This is a genomic window from Dysgonomonas sp. HDW5A, assembly GCF_011299555.1.
Taxonomy (GTDB): domain Bacteria; phylum Bacteroidota; class Bacteroidia; order Bacteroidales; family Dysgonomonadaceae; genus Dysgonomonas_A.
In genome coordinates this window covers 1071542-1093156 of record NZ_CP049857.1, presented here as the reverse complement: position 1 = coordinate 1093156, position 21615 = coordinate 1071542, and the positions used below count along the sequence as shown (strand labels likewise).

The following is a 21615-nucleotide window of genomic DNA, read 5'->3' as shown; positions in this document are numbered from 1 at the left end:
ATCAAAAATCCCCTTACTCATGTTTACCTTAAACCTAAGACACAAGTCTGTTTTTATTGCCGTTTTTATTGCCGTTTTTTTTATTCTGGGAGTAATATCCGATTTATATTCCAATTCCATTTCTATTAATCCAATACCAGTTATGGCTCAGTTTCCTTCAAATTCGGTTCAACGGATTTTTCAGGATAAGGACGGGTATATCTGGTTTGGCACTTTAGATGGTTTATGCAGATATGATGCCTATAGGTTATTGACCTTTAGGTCGAATCTGAATAATCCGAATCTGTTGACAAATAATGAGATTACCTGTATTTCGGAAGATAAGAATAATAACTTATGGATAGGAACCAGAGAGGGGCTGAATATCTTGAATAGGGAAACTTTTCAGATTGTTCATTTAAAGGACTCCCTTATCAGGCGAGAGCATATACGGTCTATATTGACAGCCTCCGATGGTACGATATGGGTGGGCGTGGGTAATGGTATTTATAGATATGATTCTAATTTTAAAAGGATAAAGCATTATACGTCGGATGCAACAAACGCTTCGCTACCCTCTAACGGGGTGAATTCTATCACCGAAGATTCGGAGAGGAATATCTGGGTATTACTGTGGAGAGGCGGACTGCATAAATACAATAAAACGACCGATTCTTTTATTCATTATCCCAATATAGGAACAACCAATAATCCGTTTCGGATATTTCTGGATAATCATAAGCAATATTGGATATGTACATGGGGCGATGGGATTTATAAATTTTACCCTTCCAGAAGCGGACAGGATATGTACGTAAGTCAGAAGATTTTCAACAAGGAACGGCAGCAACCCGAAGATACATTTTTCAGTATAGTGCAGGACGATTTGCAAGGATATATCTGGGCGATGTCATTTTCGGGATTGTATGCTCTCGAATACGCAAATGACGGATCGGTAAAGCAGGCTGATATATCGCACCTGTTTAAAGAGACAAATAATATATTCAGTGAAATTATTAAAGACCGAAGTGGTAATCTCTGGATCGGGGCTTTCAGTGAAGGGGCGTTGACTATAAATTTCAATAAGCCAGAGATTCATAATTATCCTTTAAAGGTCATAACTCAGAAGGTAGGTGTAGTACCCAATGTGACCTCTATTTATGAAGATAAAGACGGGGTGATGTGGTTAAATCAAAACCGTTTGGGGCTGGTTCTTTATTATCCCCAGCAGAAAGAAATAAAACTTTTTAGCGATTTTCCACAGCTTCGAGATATTCAAGGGTTTCGAAACACGGCTTGTATAAAAGGCTTTACAAGTACCGATAATATTTGGGCGGGGTTAGAGAACGAACCTATTATATATGTGTTGAATCGAAAAGGTGGAGTAGTTACCATAGAAGAAGAAATTAATCTGGCTTTATATCAGTCTAACCCCGGTCTTCCCCGAATGTTTTTTGAGGACAGGAAAAAGAATATCTGGGTTGTTACTTCGGGGGGACTGTTTATGAAACCTTTTGGTAAGGATAAAATTGTACATATTGACAGTTCTTTCGGAGCATTGACGGGTATAACCGAAGATCGTGACGGTTCTATTTGGGTTAGTAGCGAGAATAGTGGTGTGTATGAACTCACATCTGCTGATGGTATTGATTACAGCAAATCTGAAATAAGAAACTACAATGAAAAATCGGATAACCTGATTAGTGATAATATACAGTCGATATATGCCGATGGAAGTAATCGGATCTGGATTGGAACCAAGGAGGGGAATATTATAGTATATGATAAAAGTAAAAACTCATTTACGGATTATACAAAATCGTGTGGAATGTTCGGCGAAGCTATTCTTGATATTGTAGTGGATAATTATAATCGTATCTGGATATCTACCAACAAGAGGATTACCGAATATAACCCCGAAAACGGTGCTTCGAGAGATTATACGGTTTCGGATGGATTGCTAGTAAACTCGTTTCTGAAAGGTTCGTATTTTAAGAGTGGTTCCGATAAAATATATTTTGGAGGTAATCGGGGTATAAGTTCTTTTGCGTCATCCGATAAATTATCGGAAAATCCCAAGCCATCAAAAGTGTTGATTACTGATGTTAAGATTCAAAATCAATCGGTACTTCAAGGATTCTCCGATTCACGGTTTAATGCAATTTCTCAGACTTTGACTATTTATCCCGATGACAGAAATATAGAAATTGATTTTTCGTCTCTCAACTATACCTTTCCGGGAAAGATACAATATGCGTATAAAATGGAAGGTGTGGACGATGATTGGGTATATACGGGCAACAACCGCCAGTTTGCTACGTATAATCAATTGGGAAAAGGATCGTATACGTTTTATGTAAAAGCCACAGACGAAAATCGCTTGTGGAGTAGTGAAGTTACTATGTTTAAGATTGAGAAACTTCCTGCATTTTATGAAACCTTATGGGCATATCTAATATATAGCATTCTTGTTTTAATAATTCTTTATTGGGCATTGCGGATTGTTCAGAATCGTTTAAAATTGCGTAATGAACTGAAAATAGCTCAGATTGAAAAAGAAAAATCGGAGGAACTTACTCAAACCAAGCTACGCTATTTTACCAATATTTCGCATGACTTTCTTACTCCTCTGACTATAATTTCGTGCCTGATTGATGATATCGAAACATCATCCAGGAAGCAGTTGCTGCAGTATTCAATTATGCGATCGAATGTGAATCGCTTGAAGCGTTTATTGCAGCAGGTTCTTGATTTCCGAAAGGTGGAGAGTGGAAATATGAAACTCAAAATAACAAGCGGTGATGTGGTAACTTTTATAAAGGATGTTTGTCATACGCACTTCTCTCCGTTGATCCAGAAGAAGAAAATTGATTTTATTTTTTCGTCGGAGGTAAATTCGAAGCAGGCTTATTTTGATGCAGATAAGATTGATAAAGTAGTATTTAATCTTTTGTCAAATGCTTTTAAATACACACCTCAGAATGGGAATATAAAAGTGGAATTACGGTTTCAGAAAGAAGATAATCACGAGTGGTTAACGATAAGTATCAGTGACAGTGGGGTAGGGATTGCTCCCGAAGACCTGAATAATGTATTTACCCGTTTCTATTACAATAGCCGAACCGATGCCAGTGAAACCAATGGGATAGGGCTTTCGCTGACCAAAGATTTGGTCGGATTGCATCACGGGACTATTTCGGCGGAAAGCCGATTAAATGAGGGGACAAGCTTTATTGTTAAGATTCCGGTTGATAGAGAGAGTTTTAAAGACTTCGAATTGGTAGAATCGTCACAAGTACTTATTGCAGAAGAAAGTTTCGATTTACCTCCGATAGAAGAATGGGAAGATGTAAATACGAATAGCAACAAGGGTAATGCCAATCTATTGCTTGTTGAGGACAATGAAGATTTGTTGCATACTATGAGCAAAATTTTATCAGGTCGCTACCATGTGCTTACGGCTTCGAATGGTGTTGAAGCAATGGGGGTTTTGAAAGCAGAAAATATAGATATAATTATCAGTGATGTAATGATGCCCGAAATGGATGGATTGGAACTTTGCCGTACATTGAAGAGGAATATAGAAACAAGCCACATCTCAATTTTATTGCTTACAGCAAAGAATAGTGTGGACGATCGTATCGAATGTTATAATGCAGGAGCCGATGGTTATATTTCGAAACCATTCGATTTGAAGGTCTTGGAGGCAAGAATCAATAATTTTATAACCAACAAGAAAGACAAGCAGCAGGAATTTAAGTCGAATGTGGAGATAAACATCTCAACACTTGAATATCCGACTCTTGACGAACAGTTCTTAAAGAATGCAATAGAAATTATAGAGAGGTATCTTTCGGAAACTGAATTTGATGTGAATACTTTTGCTGAATATTTGAATATGTCAAAGTCGTCTCTGTATCGTAAAATAAAGACTATGAGCGGATTGTCTCCGATAGAATTTATACGTAATATCCGTTTGAAGCATGCTTGTCAGATGCTTAAAGATAAATCGATCTCAATCTCAGAGGTTGCTTATTCCGTTGGATTCTCAGACCCGAAATATTTTACGTCTTGTTTCAAAACCGAATTTAATATTACACCTAGCGAATATCAGAAGAGGTGAGAGTAAAGAGTCTTATTTACTTTCTGAAGTTACAGTCTGTTGTTCGGCCTCCACATCGGCTCTTGATTTACTTTGTGTAACCAGATATACACCCACTAGAATCATAATTCCTGATATGGCTTTAGTTCCCGAAAAGTGATCCTGCCCCAAACCAATGGCTATAAATGATGCAATAAGAGGTTGGAGGTTGTTGTACATCGAAATGGTAGTTGCTCTGATCCTCTTTTGTGCCACAGGGATAAGTGTGTATGCAATGAATGTTGCAAACAATAATGTATAGCTGATAAGGATATAAGGTAAGACATCGGATTGTGAGAACAATGGAGCATTCAGCAAATCTTTATAAAGGAATGGAAGTAATATGATGGTAGAATACAAGAACATCCATTTCATGAGTGTAATAGACGAATATTTTGCACTCAAAGGACGTGTTACAACCAGATAAGAAGCATAACTGAGCGAACTGCATACTACAGCAATATTACCGATAGTGCTCGAATCAGTTGAGACATCTCCGTGATGGCTTGTGTAAACCAGAAAAATAGCACCGATTCCGCCTAATAATACACCCGAAACTTTCTTGGTTGTTATAGGCTCTTTTAGAACAAGAGCAGCAATAACCATGGCGAAAAGCGGAGTGCTTGTGGTAATTATGGATGCATCGACGGGAGAGGTATTATTCAACCCGAAAATGAAAAGTCCCTGATTGAAGGTGATTCCCAAAAGTCCTCCCAGAAAAATGGTGATGTGATCTTTGCGGTCGATACGTTCTTTGGTGACAAAAAGCGAAGCTATCCAAAAAGCAATAGTTGCAAATACCATGCGGGCAATAGTTAGTCCGTATGGGCTGATATATCCTGCTTGAAGTAAATATTTGCTGATCGGAATATTGATCGCAAAGAAAGATACAACGCAGAACATAGTTATATGCCCTGCTTGCTTTTGAGAAAGTTTCATTTCTTATATGTATTGTATGATACTATTTCGTCCGTAGATTTACGTTTCTTAGGTCTTAATTCCTGAGCAGGATAGCCTATGAGTATATCCAGTATTACCCTTTTCGAATCGGGTATATTCAATAGTTTTTTAATTTTCGATTCATTAAACCAGCCCAGTATACAACTTCCTAATCCCTCGGCTTCGGCAGCAAGGCATATATGAGAAGCAGCAATACCTATGTCGACATAAGCAAAATGCTTGTCTTTAATAACACCTCCGATTCCGGAACTGAGGTTGACTTTTTCTTCAACAAGAAGAATGTGTATGGGGGCTTGTTTTGTAAAGTGGTTCATCCCTAATAACCGTGCAGATGCAGCATCGGCCACCTTATTCTTTAACTCCGGTTCATCAACAATGACGAAGTGTACGGGCTGGGTTTCTCCTTCGGCTGGATTTGAAATAGCATCAATAGCTTCATCCATCAATTCGGTTTCATTTACTACCACAAAATGCCACGGCTGTGCATTGCATGCGGAAGGTGCTAAGCGTGCAGCTTCAATAATTCGTTCGATTTTCTCAGGCTCTACAGGTCTGTTTATATCGTATTTGCGGGTGCTTTGTCTTCTGCTTGCGAGTTCAAGAAAATCCATAGTGTATTTGAAATAAAGATGATATCCTAATTAAGTCGTCAAAATTACTGAATTAAATGGAAGAAAGCCTTTCCGTTTGGATATATTTTTATTGAATATTACCTCTTTAGTTTCTTAAGAGTCTCTTCTATCATTTCCATTCGGTTCTGAATTTTGCTTGTTGCAGCATCAAGAGTGTATCCCTCGTCAAGCAATTCTTTGATTAAGAGCATTCTTTTGATGTTCTTATAATCGTATCTGCGGTTTTTCCCTTCTTCCTCAGTAAGGCTTGTAATGATGCCTTTGTCTTCCCAATACCTGATTTGCCTTGTAGGAATACCTGTTATCTGCGATACTTCGCCGATGCCTACAATCAGTTTGTCAAGAAACTCAAAATCAAAGGATAAATCTGTCTTCTTTTCCATTTTGTAAATTAATTACAATTATTGTTGCAAATCTAAATAATATATCCTTAATTTGCAATTGTAAATTATTTGCAATGATTGCCGATAAAAAACTTAAAATGTAATTTAATTAAAAAGAATGGATAGCGGAAAAGTAGAATCAACAGTAGTTCTGAAATGTAAAGCAGATAAAATAGAGCAATTTAAGATTGCAGTCTCTCAATTGGTACATGAGACCGTAAAAGAGCCGGGATGCGAAATTTTCAAGATATTTCAAAATAAAGCACAGCCGGATGAATTTATCCTTTGGGAAATATTTAAAGACGAGGCATCTCTCGATTTACATATGAAAAGTGAATATACTCAAGAGTGTTTCTCTTTAGGATTGTTTGAGGTTGTATCAGCTACTCATCATACAGAGGTAATATAAGTAAAATCACCTATTTAATGATACATTTTAAAAGCATAACAATCTATTGCTGTTTTGCTTGCCAAAGCAATAGACAGTTCTGAGGACTTAATAACAATAAATAAAATGGATAGACAAATTTTAAAAGACAAATATGCTGTAATAACAGGCGGAAGTGATGGTATTGGCTTAGCGATTGCTAAAATATTTGCAATCAATGGAGCTCATATCGTACTTATTGCCCGAAATGAAGATAAACTGGAACAAGTAAAACGCGAATTATCTGCAATAGGAAAAGAAGTACACATATTTGCTGCTGATTTAGGTGTACTTTCTTCCGTTAAAACTGTATCGGAGAAGACCTTGAAAGCAATTCCACAAGTGGATATATTGGTGAATAATGCAGGGATTGGACGCTTTATTCCTTTTTCGGAAACAAGTGAAGAGGCATTAGATATGCACCTGAACTTAAATATCAGAGCGACTTATTTTTTGACTCAATATCTACTGGAATCATTGATTGATACAAAAGGAAATATAATCAATATTTCATCTTATTTTTCTCACAGGATGCTATCGGGAAGAGATTCCACAGCTTATTCCTTAACTAAGGGAGCAATAGATTCTTTTACAAAATCGCTCGCTTTCGAGATAGGTAAAAAAGGAGTCCGTGTAAATGCCATAGCACCGGGAAGCATCGAGACTCCACAATTAAATCTGAATATCGAAAAGCTTTCGTCTCATGAACAGCAACGGTTTAAGGAAATGATTCAGACTATTTATCCTATGGGAACAATCGGAGAAGCGGAGGATGTTGCACAAGCAGCTTTATTCTTAGCTTCGGAACAGGCCAAATGGATTACCGGATCAATAATAGCTGTAGACGGAGGATTAACAACTAATTAAGTAAATAATTCGAAACACATGAAGATAATGATAAAGAGAAAACTATTAACAATACTATCTCTGGTGTTATTAATGACACCTCTGATAGCGAAGCAACAAACCGAAACTATAAACGATATGGAAAAACAACATATTAAAGAATTGTTAGAAGAGAAATACATCAATGCAGTTGCCAATAAACTGGAGACAGATAAGATGTTGGAGTTATTTCATCCTGATTTTGCAATCTTCTCGGCAGATGGTGAGGAACTGAAGAGGTTTCCTCTTTTGGAATGGAAGAAAGCAGTAGATGATTATAAGCTTGACAATAAGGGAAATCCCGAATTGCGAACACTAACCTATGATTTTGCGTCGATTGATGTTACAGGTAATGCCGCCGCCGTTAAAGTCTTGTTATTCAGAAATAGTGAATTGATTGCTACTGATTATATTTCGTTGCTTAAATTTAATGGTACCTGGAAAATTGTCGCCAAAGTACCTTATGCACACGTCGAGAAACCATTCTGATCTATACGAAAAAGTCCCTTAAGCGTAATGGTTAAGGGACTTTTTATTTTTTATGCCGTTATATCGTTATTTAACGATGATGGTTGCTATACCGGTCAAAATGGCAAGAATACCCAGAATATTTTGGGGTAGAAAAAGCTTATCATCCGGCTGAGGGTTCTTCCTTAATTTTATCGATCTGTAAATAAAGAACAGAGCTATAATTATTTCGATCGAACTACCTAAAATCAGCAAAGCCCAGTACGTTGCATTTTCGTCAATCACACTGTATCTGATAGTATTCAGAATTACAATTCCTACCGTTCCCCAGATAATAAACAAGGGTGCAAGCCAAGCTTTGACGGTTATTGCTTTTTTATTTACAGGCTTTTTATTGAATAAAGTAGCAATGAGCCCCAGCACAATTAAAATTATTGCATAAATCATATTAAACTATTTTATAAATGAGTGATCTTCAAATATAGAAATAATTGATGAAACGCAATGCTTTCTCGTCTATTAAAAATGAATTTTCATATATGCGGTTTATTGAAAAACTATTCCTGCTTGCTTGTCGCACCTTCTGCATGTTTTTCTAATTGTTTTATTTAGAGTGTTTTGCTTGTGTTCGTGTTGTTTAAGGTATGATTCAGATATCAACTATATATTTCAAAATCACCAGGGCTATCAATGTAAGTTAATATAAACTATATAGCTTCTTCTGGTTTTCATATTTTTGATGTTGTTCGTATCGGAATGATGTTATTGTGTTTTTACGCTTCAATACGATTGAGGAATACGATTGTCGGTTGTTGATAAATTTTTGTTAGAAAAAGTGTATTTTATTCATTTTTTGGATAGATTTGCAAATTTAAACAAAACAACATTGATCTAGTGATGAAAACACTTTCAAGCCTTTTAGTTTTAATGTTCCTCCTTTTGGGGGAGGTCTGTTTTGCCCAATCAAAATACGGGGAGGCAACAATGGATGAATTAAACATGACTGTATATCCTCAAGATACTACAGCAGCTGCAGTTGTTCTTCTTAAAACAGGAGAAACACGATTTGTATACAGTGAATTATTAGGCTTCCAGTTTGAATATACGCTTCAGATGAAAGTCAAAATCCTTAAGAATGAAGGACTGGAACTATGTAACCAGAATATTTCATTTTATCAGGAAACAAATGCTACTGGAGAGAAAATAACCGGATTGAATGGTACAACGTATAATCTGGAAGATGGAAAAATTGTTAAAACAAAATTATCGAAAGACGCTATTTTTGATGAGGCCACAGATAGAAAGTGGAAATTGAAGAAGTTTACCATGCCTGCAGCCAAAGTAGGTTCGGTTGTCGAATTTAAATATACTATTACATCGATGTACTTCTATGATTTGAGAGACTTTGTATTTCAAACATGGGTTCCTACAGCTTATACTTCTTATAAAATAACGATGCCTGAATATTTTTATTATAATGTAAATATGCAGGGATATGAAAATATTATTACAAAGAAAACTCCTGTAAATGAGACTTTCAGTGTGCGTTATAAAGACGATTCGGGTCGCATGCAAATGGATAATGTACGTTGTAGTGCTCAGGAAATGAAATTTGTAGGAAAAGATTTACCGGCCATTAAAAACGATTCTTACTTGTGGTCATTGGATGATTATATAAGTAAAGTGAGTTTCGAATTGCAAAGCATCAGATATCCATGGACAACTATTAAGAATATCACTACCACATGGGCAGATATCGATAAAGAATTATTTGGTCTTGGAGATTTTGGCGGAAATTTGAAAAAAGCAGGACTTTTTAAAGACGAAATAACCAAGTCTGATTTAACGCTGGCTCAGGCGAAATCTATTCAAGACTTGGTGAAGAGTAAAGTTAAATGGAACGAAAAAAATGCCTTCTATCCCAATAGTCTAAAAGATGCATTGAAAGATGGTGTCGGAAATAGTGCCGATATGAACTTTTTACTTATTAATGCTCTTAAAGCAGGTGGCTTTGATGCGTTTCCTGTAATATTGAGTACACGTGGAAACGGACATTTGCCTGTTGCCCATCCATCTATCACGGCTTTAAATTATACAATTACGGGTTTAAAAATAGATACTCTTTATTATTATACCGATGCTTCTGCTAAGTTTGGAGATTGGAATCTTCTTCCTGAAAAATGTATGGTGACAAGAGCCCGTGTTATGATTCAAAATAATCCTGATTGGATAGATTTATCGACCACATCTTCGGGAGCTACATTGATGAATGCACAAATTCTGTTTGATGACAGAGGGCAGGTAAGCACTGTTGCCGATTTTAGAAGAGGTAATTCATCTTATGATTTTAAAGTAGATTATTTCAATCACAAAGATCAGAATGAGTATATTGAGAAACTGGCTGGCAGATTGAACGGAAAGGTAGAAGATTTTACGATATCGGGAGAGAGTAAAGCCGGAAGCGATGTTAAGATGGAATACAAATTGATAAAAGATGTTGTCTTGGGCGATGAGTTTATATATATCAGCCCGATGATCGATAAACTGTTTTCCGATAATCCGTTTACAAAAGAAGAACGTAAATTTCCGGTGAATTTTGACTATCTCGAGACCTACAAGCAAATGGTTACCATCGCAATTCCTGAGGGATATACGGTAGAAGAGTTGCCGACTTCTCAGAAGTTTGTGTTTGGAGATGATGATGCTCTTGTATTTACTTACAGAGTAGCTCAAGCCGGAAACCTTATTTCATTGCAATATCATTTTCAGATAAAAGAACTGATGGTAGGGCAAGATCTGTATCCCGGATTGCGTGAGTTTTTCGCTAAAATAATTTCGAAAAACTCAGAACAAATTGTTCTTAAGAAAACTGTACAGTAAAATTCTGTCTATGAATAATTTCTATAAAATTTTGTTGCTGGCAATTTGCTTTAGTTTATTGCCGGCACTGTTGTTTGGAGCCGATGATCCGAAGTATCCGGCAGCAGCTATTGCCGACAGTCTTAAGCAAGGAGCATCTGCTGTTGTCAGAGAAAATTCTGAAGTTTTTATTCAGAACGATGTTAATCATGCAACCTATAAGGTGACCAGAGTAGTCACTATTCTAAGTAAATTAGGTGATGGTTTTGCACACTTTGCACTCTACGGTGATAAATTTCGTGAACTTTCCGATTTTTCGGGAACAATACGGGATGCTTCAGGTAATGTTATAAAAAAGATAAAGAAAAGCGATTTAAGATTCTCTTCGGTATCGGAAGGGGCAGGTACGGATGATAATTTCAGTATAACATATATATGCAGTTTACCCAGTTATCCTTGTACGGTAGAGTATACCTATCAGGAAAAATGGAAAAACGGCATAGCTTCGTACCCTGTATTTGCACCTCAGGATAGGTACTTTGTGTCGGTGGAAAAGTCTGACTTGAGAATAGAAACCCCTCTGAATGTCGAAATGCGTGAGCGAAATAACTTTGGAGGAAGTTTGAAGAAAGAAACTGTAGGCGATAAAAACATATATTCCATATCACTAAATAATCTGAAGGCAATATTGGGAGAGCCTCTCAGTCCTTCTATTGGAGAAGTGTTGCCTGTTATGATGACTGCTCCTGTAGATATGTGTTATGACTCATTCTGCGGCAATATGAAAGATTGGAATAGTTATGGCTTATGGATTGCCAATCTGTTGAAAGGAAGAGATCAGTTATCACCCGATTTAGCTGCCAAATTACAAGATATGGTAAAAGGGGCTAAGACGGATAAAGAGAAGGTTCAGATCATTTACGACTATTTACAGAAGAATACTCGTTATGTGAGTATACAACTCGGAATTGGAGGTTATCAGCCCATAGATGCTTTGACTGTTTCGAAAATGGGATTCGGTGATTGCAAAGGTTTAACCAATCTGATGAAAGCCATGCTCACTTCGGTGGGGATAGCATCTAACTATTGTGTGATACGTTTGGATGCAAAGGATAAGGATTTATATCCCGATTTTCCCAGTTTTTATCAATTAAACCATGTCATATTAATGGTACCTCAGAAGAACGATAGCATTTGGCTCGAATGTACAAGTCAGACATTGCCTTTTGGGTATATTCATCAAGATATAGCCGGACATAATGCCATTGTAGTGTCCGATAAGGGAGGACAACTTGTTAGACTTCCTTCTTATACGGACAAGCAAAATCGTCAGGAATCCGTAGTGGAGGTTGTGGTTAGCGAGGAGGGTAGTGCAACAGGAAAAGCCGCCTTCACTCAGTATCTGGATGGGTATGAAAGTACTGTTTATGGTTTCAGATCGAATGATACTGAGAGGATTTTAAAATTTATCAATGGCAATCTGAAGCTTCCACAGGTGAAGATCGGAAAATTTGTGGTGTCAGAAGATAAGTCGGTCTTTCCTTCTACACGTGTCGAAGCAGTTATTGATGTCCCTGATTTTGCGAATAGAACAGGAAGCCGCTTATTTATACCTGCATGTCCCTTGGCTAAAACCAGTTTTAATGTCTTTACAGCATCTACCCGCAACTTGGATATCGTTTTGGGAACCGGCTTTTCGGAATCGGATACTATAACTATTACTATTCCTCAAACATATACATTAGAGGCTTTGCCTAAAGATATGGATGTAAACACAGCATTCGGGTCTATAAAGACAAAAGCGAAGGTGGATGGTGATAAAATTGTCTATATTCAGGATATTGATATAATATCGGGACGCTATAACCGTTCTCAATACACAGAGGTCAAAGATTTCTTTGCTCAGATTAATGCTGCGGTAAAAAGAAATATTGTATTGAAGAAGCTTTAAGATATCAGTAGTTTTGAATTGTATATGAAGAGAAGTTCTGTTGTTTATTTGTTAGTTGTTGTTGGTGTAGTCGTTTTAGTTGCCGGATTCTTTTTCATGAAAGACCGGAGAAAAGAACAAGCGAAGGAATGGGCTTTAGTTCATTATTATCAGGAACAAAATGAGGCATTACTGAAACAACCTTTAGATTCCAACAGGGTTGTATTTATAGGTAATTCTATAACCAAACACTGGTTTGGGTTCGACTCTCTTTTCTTTACTTCCAATCACTATATCAACAGAGGGATTATCGGTCAGACCACACCTCAAATCTTAGGCCGCTTTAGAGAAGATGTAATTAATTTGCATCCTTGTATTGTTGTAATAGGTGGCGGAATCAATGATATTGCCGAAAATACGGGTGAATATGACGAAGAACGTACCGTGGATAATATTATTTCGATGGTCGATCTGGCGCAGACAAATAATATAAAAGTTATTCTTACTTCTGTTCTTCCTGCTGTGACATTCGATTGGAGTAGGAAGGTGCAAGGTGCACCGACAAAGGTAAAATCATTAAACTCGTGTATTAAGAAATATGCCGAAGCTAATAATCTAACTTATGTAGATTATTATTCTCATTTGGCTGATGAGAACGGATCTTTTAACCCCCAATATAGTGAGGATGGGGTGCATCCTAATAGAGAAGGTTACCTTATTATGAAACCCCTTATACAGGATGCTATAAATAAACTGTTAAATAAATAAAGGCTTAACGGTTTATATAACTGACTTTTAAAAGGTGAGTTGCTCGTTTGTCTTCGGGGGGAATTTGCGTATAATTTCCGTACTGCTTTGTAAGGTAAGCATGTGTATTACCGGGCGACGAAAATGTTTTTCCTTCAAATACGATACTGCTAAGTGGAAACATATAACCGGCATGATGATTGGTGGTATTGCCAATGCCATAGCTGTGAAGAATATTATCAGGTCGCGTTATTGCACATAAACCACGCGCCAACCCTATTAATATAATTCCAATAGGATATAGAACGAGTGATAAGGTATACTCGTAAAAATAAGTAAAAGAATGGAATGGCTTTCCTCGTTTTAGTCGGCGAAAAGATCTTCCGTAAAAAAAATCAACAATATTCTTTAAGGGTTTATAGCTCCTCTCTTCCGGGAAAATATCTATATAGATGCCTTTTTCCGTATAATCGTCAATAGCATCATCTTCTTCATATACGACAGAATTTCGATCTCTTACTTTCGAAAACAGCAAGCGATACCCTTTGTCTTTAGGGGTTTGCAGATATAGGTCTGCCGGAAGTTCGTTACGGAGAATCTTTAGTAACTTTTTATAATCGGGCAGAAGCAATTCAATATCAATATCGTCGTCCCAAGGAATAAAACCTCCATGTCGTGCTGCTCCCAAGAGGGTGCCTCCGCTTAACCAATAAGGTATATTATGCTTATCGGCAATAGATGTTACGATCTCCAGAATGTCAAGCATTTTGAGTTGTAATTTCCGTAATTCCGAACCTTCAGGGTTATATTTCTTTAAATTTTCTTCCATAATATAGCTGTGAAAAACATGGCAAATGTAAGAATTTAACTGTGTATGGTAATCTCCAATCGGCTTTTTATTGATCAGCTGTAGTTGTTGTGAGTCAGTAGTCCATGTTATATGTTCAATTTTCCTAACGCACCCTTTGGGTTTGTTTTTCATTTTGCCTTGATGCAAAACGAAACAAAAGATCAAGACTGTACCTTTTGCCCGACCCGCTAAGGATTCGAAAGCTAAAACAAAAGAAAAACATTTAACGGACGATATCCTTTTGTTTCTTAACGCTTTCTTCATCCTGCGGGTACCCCGTGCAACCGGCAAGGTCGTGGAACCTGACGGACAAAAATTGTTTGCGTGCGTCAGCCGAAGTGCATTAGTGGCGGAGCCGTTGGCTGACAAACGAAACGGGCGTAAAACTAAACGTGCTGACAGGCAGTAGGTTTAGTTTAGCCTGTAAGCTTTAGGTCAGACAGGCGAGCCACACAGCACAAAGCCTTTTTGATTCCTTTTGCGGCTTTGGGCAAAATGAAAAACAAACCCAAAGGGTGCGTTAGGAAAATTGAACATATAATATCAACCACTGATCGAGATAACTACTATTTTATTTCCGGAATGTCTTGATAACTATGCTCCATAACGGTATATGTAATAAAAAGGTAGGAACCCTTGTTTCACGAAAGAGTAAAAAAATGTATTTTTGCTTATTTGAATGAAAACATCTAGATTTAGAATAACATGAAAGCTATTCTTTCCTTTTTATATCAATGGCTGATATTTATTCCGATTCTTGTTGTGACTACTGTTGCTACAGCAATTCTGGTTATGCTGGGTTGCTCTGTCGGAAATAATAAGTTTTGGGGATACGTTCCTCCTAAATACTGGTCGAAAATAGTCTGTAGAGCTGCATTGTGTAGAATAAAAGTTCGGCACAATAGTAAGATAGATCCCAATCAGTCTTATGTGTTTGTGGCTAATCATCAGGGAGCATTTGACATCTTTTTGACTTATGGATACTTGGATCAGAATATTAAATGGGTGCAAAAGTACGAGTTACGAAAAATTCCATTTGTAGGAAAGGCATCAGAAATAGCCGGACATGTTTTTGTCGACAGCTCCAATACACGAGCAATGAGTCAAACGATAGACAAAGCCGAGCGTGAATTGGCAGAAGGTGTTTCTATGGCAATATTTCCCGAGGGACAACGTACGTATACGGGCAAAATGGGTCGATTCAAAAAGGGGGCATATATCATAGCTACTCAGATGCAATTGCCTATTGTTCCCATAACTTTAAATGGTCCCTACGATATATTGAAAATACATTCGAGAATCATGCATCCGGGAAAGGACTTGGAAATAGTCATTCACGATCCTATTTCTACAGCAGGAATGACTGAGGCTGATATTCCGGGTTTAATAGAAACAAGTCGCAGTGTAATAGAATCGGCACTTTGGGATAAATACAAATAGGTCATATACCTTACTGAAAAATATCACTAATTTTTATACCTTTGTTTCTACAATAATAAATACACACTCAAATGAACTTTAAATACGTTAAATCCATTATTGCAGGTTGTTATCTGGTTATAGCAACTACATTTTCTATGTCTGCAACAGAAGGGATTCATGCATCGATTTTAAAAATTGAAATTCTGCAAGATAATGGAAAATATAAAAAGCATACGGTCACTAAGGGCGAAACAGCTTACTCTATAGCACGCTTATATAATATTTCGGTAGGAGACATTTATGCTTTGAACCCTCAGTCGGATAAAGGGCTGAAACTGGGTGAAGAAATAAAGATACCTACAAAAAGCTCACCTTCAACACAAATAGCAAGTGCATCAGGCAAATCTTATTTAGTGAAATCGAAAGAAACACTCTATTCGATAGCTAAACAGTTCGATATAAAAGTGGATGATCTGGTAAATGCTAATCCCGAATTGAAAGTGAAACCTTTAAGTGAAGGTCAGTCATTGGTTATTCCAACCGGAAAATATACAGCACAAGCACCTATAACGCCTGCACCAGCTTCTAAAAGCCATTTTATAGAACATAATGTTGCTGCTAAAGAAACTCTTTATGGTATTGCAAAACAATACAATACAACTCCCGAGGCTTTAACGGACTTTAATCCTGTATTGAAAGACGGTTTGAAGCAGGGGATGACTATTCTCATACCAACTTTACAAAGCGGAAGTGGTGTCTCATCTTCTCCAAGCGGTCAGACCCCGGTGAGTACATTGAGAGATGTTGATGCTATTAAGATAGGTGTCGTTCTTCCTTTCCTGAATAAATCACAAGGCAAGAGTGCCCGATTTGTAGAGTATTACGAAGGCTTCTTGTTGGCTTTGGAAGAAATGAAAGCAAAAGGGCTTTCGGCAAATGTATATGTTTTTGATATGGGGTCTGAAACAGGGACTACCAAACTCAAAAGTTTATTGGATACTTACGAAATGAAAGATTTAGATCTTATTATCGGTGGGGTTTCTTCTGATCAGATAGATGTAATTTCGAACTTTGCCAAAAAGCAAGGAATAAAATACGCCATTCCTTTTCCAACTAAAACAGACGAAACTCAAAGGAATAATCAAATATTTCAATTAAACTCACCTCACGAGATTCTGTATGCAAATACGGCAAAAGCATTTGCAGATATGTTTGGCAATGCGAATGTTATCTATGTAACAGAAAGTGGAGGAAGTAATGACAAAAAAGATTTTGTTTCTGCCCTGAATATGCAATTGAGTCAAAGAGGGATGAAGGCTAATTCTATTGCAGCCAATCAAAATCTGACATCCAACTTATCTTTGGCGTTAGATCGTAACCGCAAAAATGTCATAGTGGCCGCTTCGGGTTCAGCCCAATTACTACAAAACCTATTGCCCGCTCTCAATTCGATAAAAGAAGAGCAACCTAATACCAGTATCTCATTATTCGGATATACCGAGTGGCAGACATATGCTCAGTTCTTTAATGATTTTTATAAAAACGATACGTATATATTTACTCCGTTTTATTTATCTGATGACGACTACAAAACCAAACAGTTTGTATCGAATTATCAGAGATGGTATAATAACAAATCGTTAATTAATACTTATCCCAAATACGCTGCTTTAGGATATGATACAGGAATTTATTTTCTTACGGCACTGCTTAAATACGGAAAGAACTTCGAGTCTGCTGTCAATTCAGTATCAGTACCTGCCTTGCAAACTCCTATTAATTTTGATAAAACCAATGCGAATGGCGGCTATATGAACAATGGATTTTATATAATTCATTACAAAGCGAATGGTAGCGTTGATAAAATAGAATACGGCAAATGATAAAAAGAACCCTGGCTGTTTTACTTTTCGCTTTAATATGCGTGAAAGGATACTCTCAAACTAAATTTACTCCCGAATGGAATTTTGGAGCCAATTTTGGAGTCAACTTATCTAATATGAGTTTTGTAACTACTGATCCAAGTCAAGGACTGGATACTAAAATGTTGCAACAATATAAAGGTGGAGTATCAGCACGATATATTTCGGAGAAAAATTTAGGTTTTATTGCCGAGCTAAATTACAGCCAACAAGGGTATGAGCAAAAATTTCCTGTAGAAAATACAGATTCTTCAAGATTTACGCAGAAGTTAGCTTATATACAGATTCCTTTTCTTACGCATATTTACTTTGGAGATAAAAAGCGTGTTTTTGTAAATCTCGGACCTCAGATTAGCTTTTTGGTCGGTGAACAAAAAACAAGAGATTTATCAACATCAGATTATGATGAATCAAAAGCATGGGAACATTATAATCAAAAAGTTCAGAATAAATTCGATTACGGATTAGTTTTCGGACTGGGTTTTGAGCTACGTACGGGAGCCGGTAATTTCGCCTTAGAGGGACGCTATTATATGGGATTTTCGGATATTTACAGCAGTCATAAAACAGATCCTTTTTCAAGGTCGGCCAACAGAGTTATATCTATAGCTGCCACCTACTACATGAAACCGTTTTAAGGTTTCTGTTTTTTATTGCTGAAAAGAAAGAAGGTGGGAATCATCAATAATTAGACTCTCTTATTTATCTATATATTAAGGGAATGATTACACTGCTGAAAGTTACAGGCCAAGAAAAAAGAACAGGCGAAAAAAGTGTCACTTTTGTCATTTTTGTAATGTTTTTAGGGTTTTGTGATTGACCTTCAATGGTTTGTGTGGGTGACGAAAATGTACTCTTTTTATAGTCCGATTGTCATCTTTTGTAATGAGACTGTATAGCTTTGTAAGCCTGCTGTCAACTTAGGAACTGATACCTTAAATGTCTTAAATATCAATAACATTAAATATAAAACAGACTCTAGACTATTATGACTAAATTCTCTAAAGCCTTTTGGGTTGCCAACTCCGTCGAATTGTTGGAAAGGCTGGCTTATTATGCCGTCTTCATCGTTCTTACTATTTATCTGTCCAATGTTTGGGGTTTTTCCGATGTTGAATCGGGTTTAATCTCAGGAACATTTTCCGCATTGCTTTACTTCCTCCCTACATTTGTTGGTGCATACGCTGATAAAATAGGATTCCGTACATCCATTATTATAGCTTTTACACTACTTACTGTCGGATATTTTGGTCTGGGGATATTTCCTACCATGTTCGAAAATGCAGGCTTGGTTAGCTATGGTGCAGGAACGGGAGAAGGTATGTTCTCTTCATTTTTCGAAGAAAGAGGTTTTGTTACCTTTGGTCATGACACTACGTTCACAGGACTTCTCGAAAGTTCGCAACGATGGGCAATAGTACCTATCCTTCTATTGATTGTGATTGGTGGAGCATTTATAAAATCGGTAATATCGGGAACGGTAGCTCGCGAAACAACTGAAAGCACTCGTGCGAGAGGATTTGCCATATTTTATATGATGGTAAATATCGGAGCTTTTACAGGAAAAACTGTAGTAGACCCGCTTCGTAAAAGTCTTGGAGATTTAGGTTTGGTGTATCTGAACTACTTCTCGGCTTCGATGACATTACTGGCTTTGGTAGCTGTTTATTTCTTTTACCAGTCGTCAAATACATCAGGACAAGGTAAAACCTTCTCCGATATATTGAAAGCATTAGGAAAAGTGTGTATGAACGGACGTTTAATCGTTCTTATCCTTATTGTCAGCGGTTTCTGGATGGTACAACAACAAATGTATGCTACCATGCCTAAATATGTAATTCGTTTGGTAGGGCAGGAGGCTTCTCCCGGATGGATTGCAAACGTAAATCCGTTGGTCGTATTCCTATTGGTCAATTTGGTAACTACTCTAATGCAAAAGCGTTCGGCTCTAGCATCCATGACAGTGGGTATGTTTATCATCCCTATATCTGCGGCTATCATGGCTGGAGGTTCTATGATGGGCAACGAATTGCTGTTCGGTACTATTCACCCTGTAACGTTCATGATGATTGTAGGTATTGCATTTCAGGCGTTGGCGGAATGTTTTATCTCACCCCGTTTCTTGGAGTATTTTTCTTTCCAATCACCTAAAGGAGAAGAAGGACTTTACTTAGGATTCAGTCACTTACACTCGTTTGTGTCGTCGTTGCTTGCGTTTGGTATCTCGGGATTTTTATTGCAAAGATATTGCCCCGATCCGAAAGGGTTTTCATCTCCCGAAGCATATGCAGCAGCTACAGAACATGCACATTATATCTGGTTTTTCTTCTTTGGTATAGGACTGGTCTCGGCTATTGCCCTTGTTATCTATGGAAAGATAACCCGAAAGATGGACGCCGAAAAAGCCGGAATGGCATAATCATGATACAGAGAAATCCTCAAGTTTTACTTGGGGATTTTTTGATGTATATAAGCTTCTTACTTTTTTATATTACTTTTGCAGCATAAGCTTAAACAATAGAATCTCACATTGTTTATCTATGAATAAGTAAAGTTATCAACTACAAAATAAATAAAAAGGTCTAAGACCTAAATAGAAATGAGAAAAGATAGAAAACCCCAACCTATATATCCATCAGTGGAGATAGTAGATATTGCTGCCGAAGGTAAGGCTATTGCCAAGATCGATAACATGATCGTGTTCGTTCCCTTCGTGGTTCCCGGTGATATCGTTGATCTTCAACTGAGCCGTAAGAAAAAGAACTATGCTGAAGGAAAACCTGTTCGTTTCGAGAAATACTCGGATATACGTACCGAAGCATTTTGTGAACACTTCGGGGTTTGTGGAGGTTGTAAGTGGCAGATTCTTCCTTATCAGGAGCAATTAAGATACAAGCATAAACAAGTAGAGGATAACTTGACTCGCATCGGTAAAGTTGATTTGCCGGAGATTCAACCGATCTTAGGATCTGAGAAAACAGAGTTTTACAGAAACAAGTTGGAGTTTACTTTCTCCAATAAAAAATGGCTGACTTGGGAGCAGGTTCAGTCAGGAGTAACGTTCGATAATATGAATGCTGTCGGTTTTCATATTCCCGGCTGTTTCGATAAAGTATTAGAGATTAATAAGTGTTGGTTACAAGACGATGTGTCTAATCAACTGCGTAATTTCGTACGTGAATATTGCTATGCTAAAGAATATACATTCTTCGATCTGAGAAACAGAGGAGGATTGATGCGTACCTTAATCATTCGTACATCTACTACAGGAGAGCTAATGGTGATTGTGGTATTCTACGATGATGAGAAAGAGAAACATGAAGACCTGCTAAATGCTATTGCAGAGAAGTTCCCACAAATAACTTCTTTATTGTATATTATCAATCAAAAAGCCAACGATACAATAACCGATCAGGAAGTGTTGACATGGAAAGGCAATGACTATATATATGAAGAGATGGAAGGTCTGAAATTTAAAATAGGCCCTAAGTCATTCTATCAAACCAATAGCGAACAGGCTTATAATCTGTACAAAATAACTCGTGACTTTGCCGGATTAACAGGCAATGAACTTGTATATGATTTATATACAGGAACAGGTACTATTGCTAATTTTGTGGCTCGTAATGCCCGAAAAGTTGTAGGTATAGAGTATGTTGAAGATGCTATTGAAGATGCAAAATTCAACTCTCAAAATAATAAAACAGAAAATACCCTGTTTTATGCAGGTGATATGAAGGATATCCTAACACAGGATTTTATCAATGAACATGGTAAGCCCGATGTGATTATAACCGATCCTCCCCGTGCAGGTATGCACGATAATGTTATCGAAGCTATTTTGTTTGCAGAACCAGAGCGTGTGGTTTATGTGAGCTGTAATCCTGCAACTCAGGCAAGAGACTTGAATCTGTTGGATGCTAAATATAAGGTGGAGAAAGTTCAGCCGGTGGATATGTTCCCACATACGCATCATGTCGAAAATGTAGTTTTGTTAATTAAGAAATAAC

17 protein-coding genes are annotated in these 21615 nt (G+C 37.2%); 12 read left to right on the top strand and 5 right to left on the bottom strand.

Annotated features, from left to right (window positions below; translation table 11 throughout):
• Nucleotides 1-142: 142 nt before the first annotated feature.
• The gene (locus G7050_RS04540; RefSeq protein WP_255499257.1) at nt 143-4102 is read left to right on the top strand and encodes a hybrid sensor histidine kinase/response regulator transcription factor; all 3960 of its coding nucleotides are present in this window, start codon (nt 143-145) and stop codon (nt 4100-4102) included.
• Between the two features lie 12 nt (nt 4103-4114).
• Here the strand turns inward: G7050_RS04540 and G7050_RS04535 are convergent, their stop codons facing one another.
• The 3 genes from G7050_RS04535 to G7050_RS04525 form a co-directional block, all read right to left on the bottom strand.
• The gene (locus tag G7050_RS04535) at nt 4115-5059 is read right to left on the bottom strand and encodes a DMT family transporter (RefSeq protein ID WP_166111822.1); all 945 of its coding nucleotides are present in this window, start codon (nt 5057-5059) and stop codon (nt 4115-4117) included.
• Nucleotides 5056-5691, bottom strand: a complete 636-nt coding sequence (locus G7050_RS04530) for a nitroreductase family protein (RefSeq protein ID WP_166111818.1) — start codon at nt 5689-5691, stop codon at nt 5056-5058. The genes G7050_RS04535 and G7050_RS04530 overlap by 4 nt, the downstream gene beginning before the upstream one ends.
• A 98-nt stretch (nt 5692-5789) precedes the next feature.
• Entirely contained in the window at nt 5790-6095 is a 306-nt protein-coding gene (locus tag G7050_RS04525) for a MerR family transcriptional regulator (RefSeq protein WP_166111815.1), read from the bottom strand.
• A gap of 118 nt (nt 6096-6213) precedes the next feature.
• Here G7050_RS04525 and G7050_RS04520 point away from each other — a divergent pair, with 118 nt between their 5' ends.
• The 3 genes from G7050_RS04520 (at nt 6214) to G7050_RS04510 (ending at nt 7896) form a co-directional block, all read left to right on the top strand.
• Complete coding sequence (locus tag G7050_RS04520) at nt 6214-6504, top strand: putative quinol monooxygenase (protein WP_166111813.1); 291 nt, start codon at nt 6214-6216, stop codon at nt 6502-6504.
• Between the two features lie 105 nt (nt 6505-6609).
• Nucleotides 6610-7389 carry an SDR family NAD(P)-dependent oxidoreductase gene (locus tag G7050_RS04515; protein WP_166111810.1) on the top strand — a complete coding sequence of 260 codons (780 nt, stop codon included), beginning with the start codon at nt 6610-6612 and terminating at the stop codon, nt 7387-7389.
• An 18-nt stretch (nt 7390-7407) separates the two neighbouring features.
• The gene (locus G7050_RS04510; protein ID WP_166111807.1) at nt 7408-7896 is read left to right on the top strand and encodes a nuclear transport factor 2 family protein; all 489 of its coding nucleotides are present in this window, start codon (nt 7408-7410) and stop codon (nt 7894-7896) included.
• A gap of 66 nt (nt 7897-7962) precedes the next feature.
• On the opposite strand, the gene G7050_RS04505 is transcribed toward G7050_RS04510, so the two are convergent.
• Nucleotides 7963-8322 carry a hypothetical protein gene (locus G7050_RS04505; RefSeq protein WP_166111803.1) on the bottom strand — a complete coding sequence of 120 codons (360 nt, stop codon included), beginning with the start codon at nt 8320-8322 and terminating at the stop codon, nt 7963-7965.
• 450 nt (nt 8323-8772) lie between these two features.
• Here G7050_RS04505 and G7050_RS04500 point away from each other — a divergent pair, with 450 nt between their 5' ends.
• The 3 genes from G7050_RS04500 to G7050_RS04490 all read left to right on the top strand — a co-directional run bounded on the left by G7050_RS04500 (nt 8773) and on the right by G7050_RS04490 (nt 13432).
• Entirely contained in the window at nt 8773-10755 is a 1983-nt protein-coding gene (locus G7050_RS04500) for a DUF3857 domain-containing protein (protein ID WP_166111800.1), read from the top strand.
• Nucleotides 10756-10765: 10 nt separating this feature from the next.
• Nucleotides 10766-12685: a DUF3857 domain-containing protein gene (locus G7050_RS04495; RefSeq protein WP_166111797.1), complete on the top strand. Its 1920-nt coding sequence runs from the start codon at nt 10766-10768 to the stop codon at nt 12683-12685.
• Between the two features lie 96 nt (nt 12686-12781).
• Nucleotides 12782-13432, top strand: a complete 651-nt coding sequence (locus G7050_RS04490; RefSeq protein ID WP_166117636.1) for an SGNH/GDSL hydrolase family protein — start codon at nt 12782-12784, stop codon at nt 13430-13432.
• Nucleotides 13433-13436: 4 nt separating this feature from the next.
• Here the strand turns inward: G7050_RS04490 and G7050_RS04485 are convergent, their stop codons facing one another.
• The gene (locus G7050_RS04485) at nt 13437-14240 is read right to left on the bottom strand and encodes a phosphorylcholine transferase LicD (RefSeq protein WP_166111794.1); all 804 of its coding nucleotides are present in this window, start codon (nt 14238-14240) and stop codon (nt 13437-13439) included.
• A gap of 726 nt (nt 14241-14966) precedes the next feature.
• On the opposite strand from G7050_RS04485, the gene G7050_RS04480 reads away from it, so the two are divergent.
• The 5 genes from G7050_RS04480 (at nt 14967) to rlmD (ending at nt 21614) form a co-directional block, all read left to right on the top strand.
• The gene (locus G7050_RS04480) at nt 14967-15701 is read left to right on the top strand and encodes a 1-acyl-sn-glycerol-3-phosphate acyltransferase (RefSeq protein ID WP_166111791.1); all 735 of its coding nucleotides are present in this window, start codon (nt 14967-14969) and stop codon (nt 15699-15701) included.
• Nucleotides 15702-15772: 71 nt separating this feature from the next.
• The gene (locus tag G7050_RS04475) at nt 15773-17566 is read left to right on the top strand and encodes a LysM peptidoglycan-binding domain-containing protein (protein ID WP_166111789.1); all 1794 of its coding nucleotides are present in this window, start codon (nt 15773-15775) and stop codon (nt 17564-17566) included.
• Nucleotides 17563-18243, top strand: coding sequence for a porin family protein (locus G7050_RS04470; protein WP_166111786.1), 681 nt, complete (start codon nt 17563-17565; stop codon nt 18241-18243). The genes G7050_RS04475 and G7050_RS04470 overlap by 4 nt, the downstream gene beginning before the upstream one ends.
• 350 nt (nt 18244-18593) lie before the next feature.
• On the top strand, nt 18594-20024 hold the full coding sequence (locus G7050_RS04465) for a peptide MFS transporter (protein ID WP_166111783.1): 1431 nt from the start codon (nt 18594-18596) through the stop codon (nt 20022-20024).
• A 180-nt stretch (nt 20025-20204) separates the two neighbouring features.
• On the top strand, nt 20205-21614 hold the full coding sequence (rlmD, locus tag G7050_RS04460; protein WP_166111780.1) for a 23S rRNA (uracil(1939)-C(5))-methyltransferase RlmD: 1410 nt from the start codon (nt 20205-20207) through the stop codon (nt 21612-21614).
• Nucleotide 21615 lies beyond the last annotated feature (1 nt).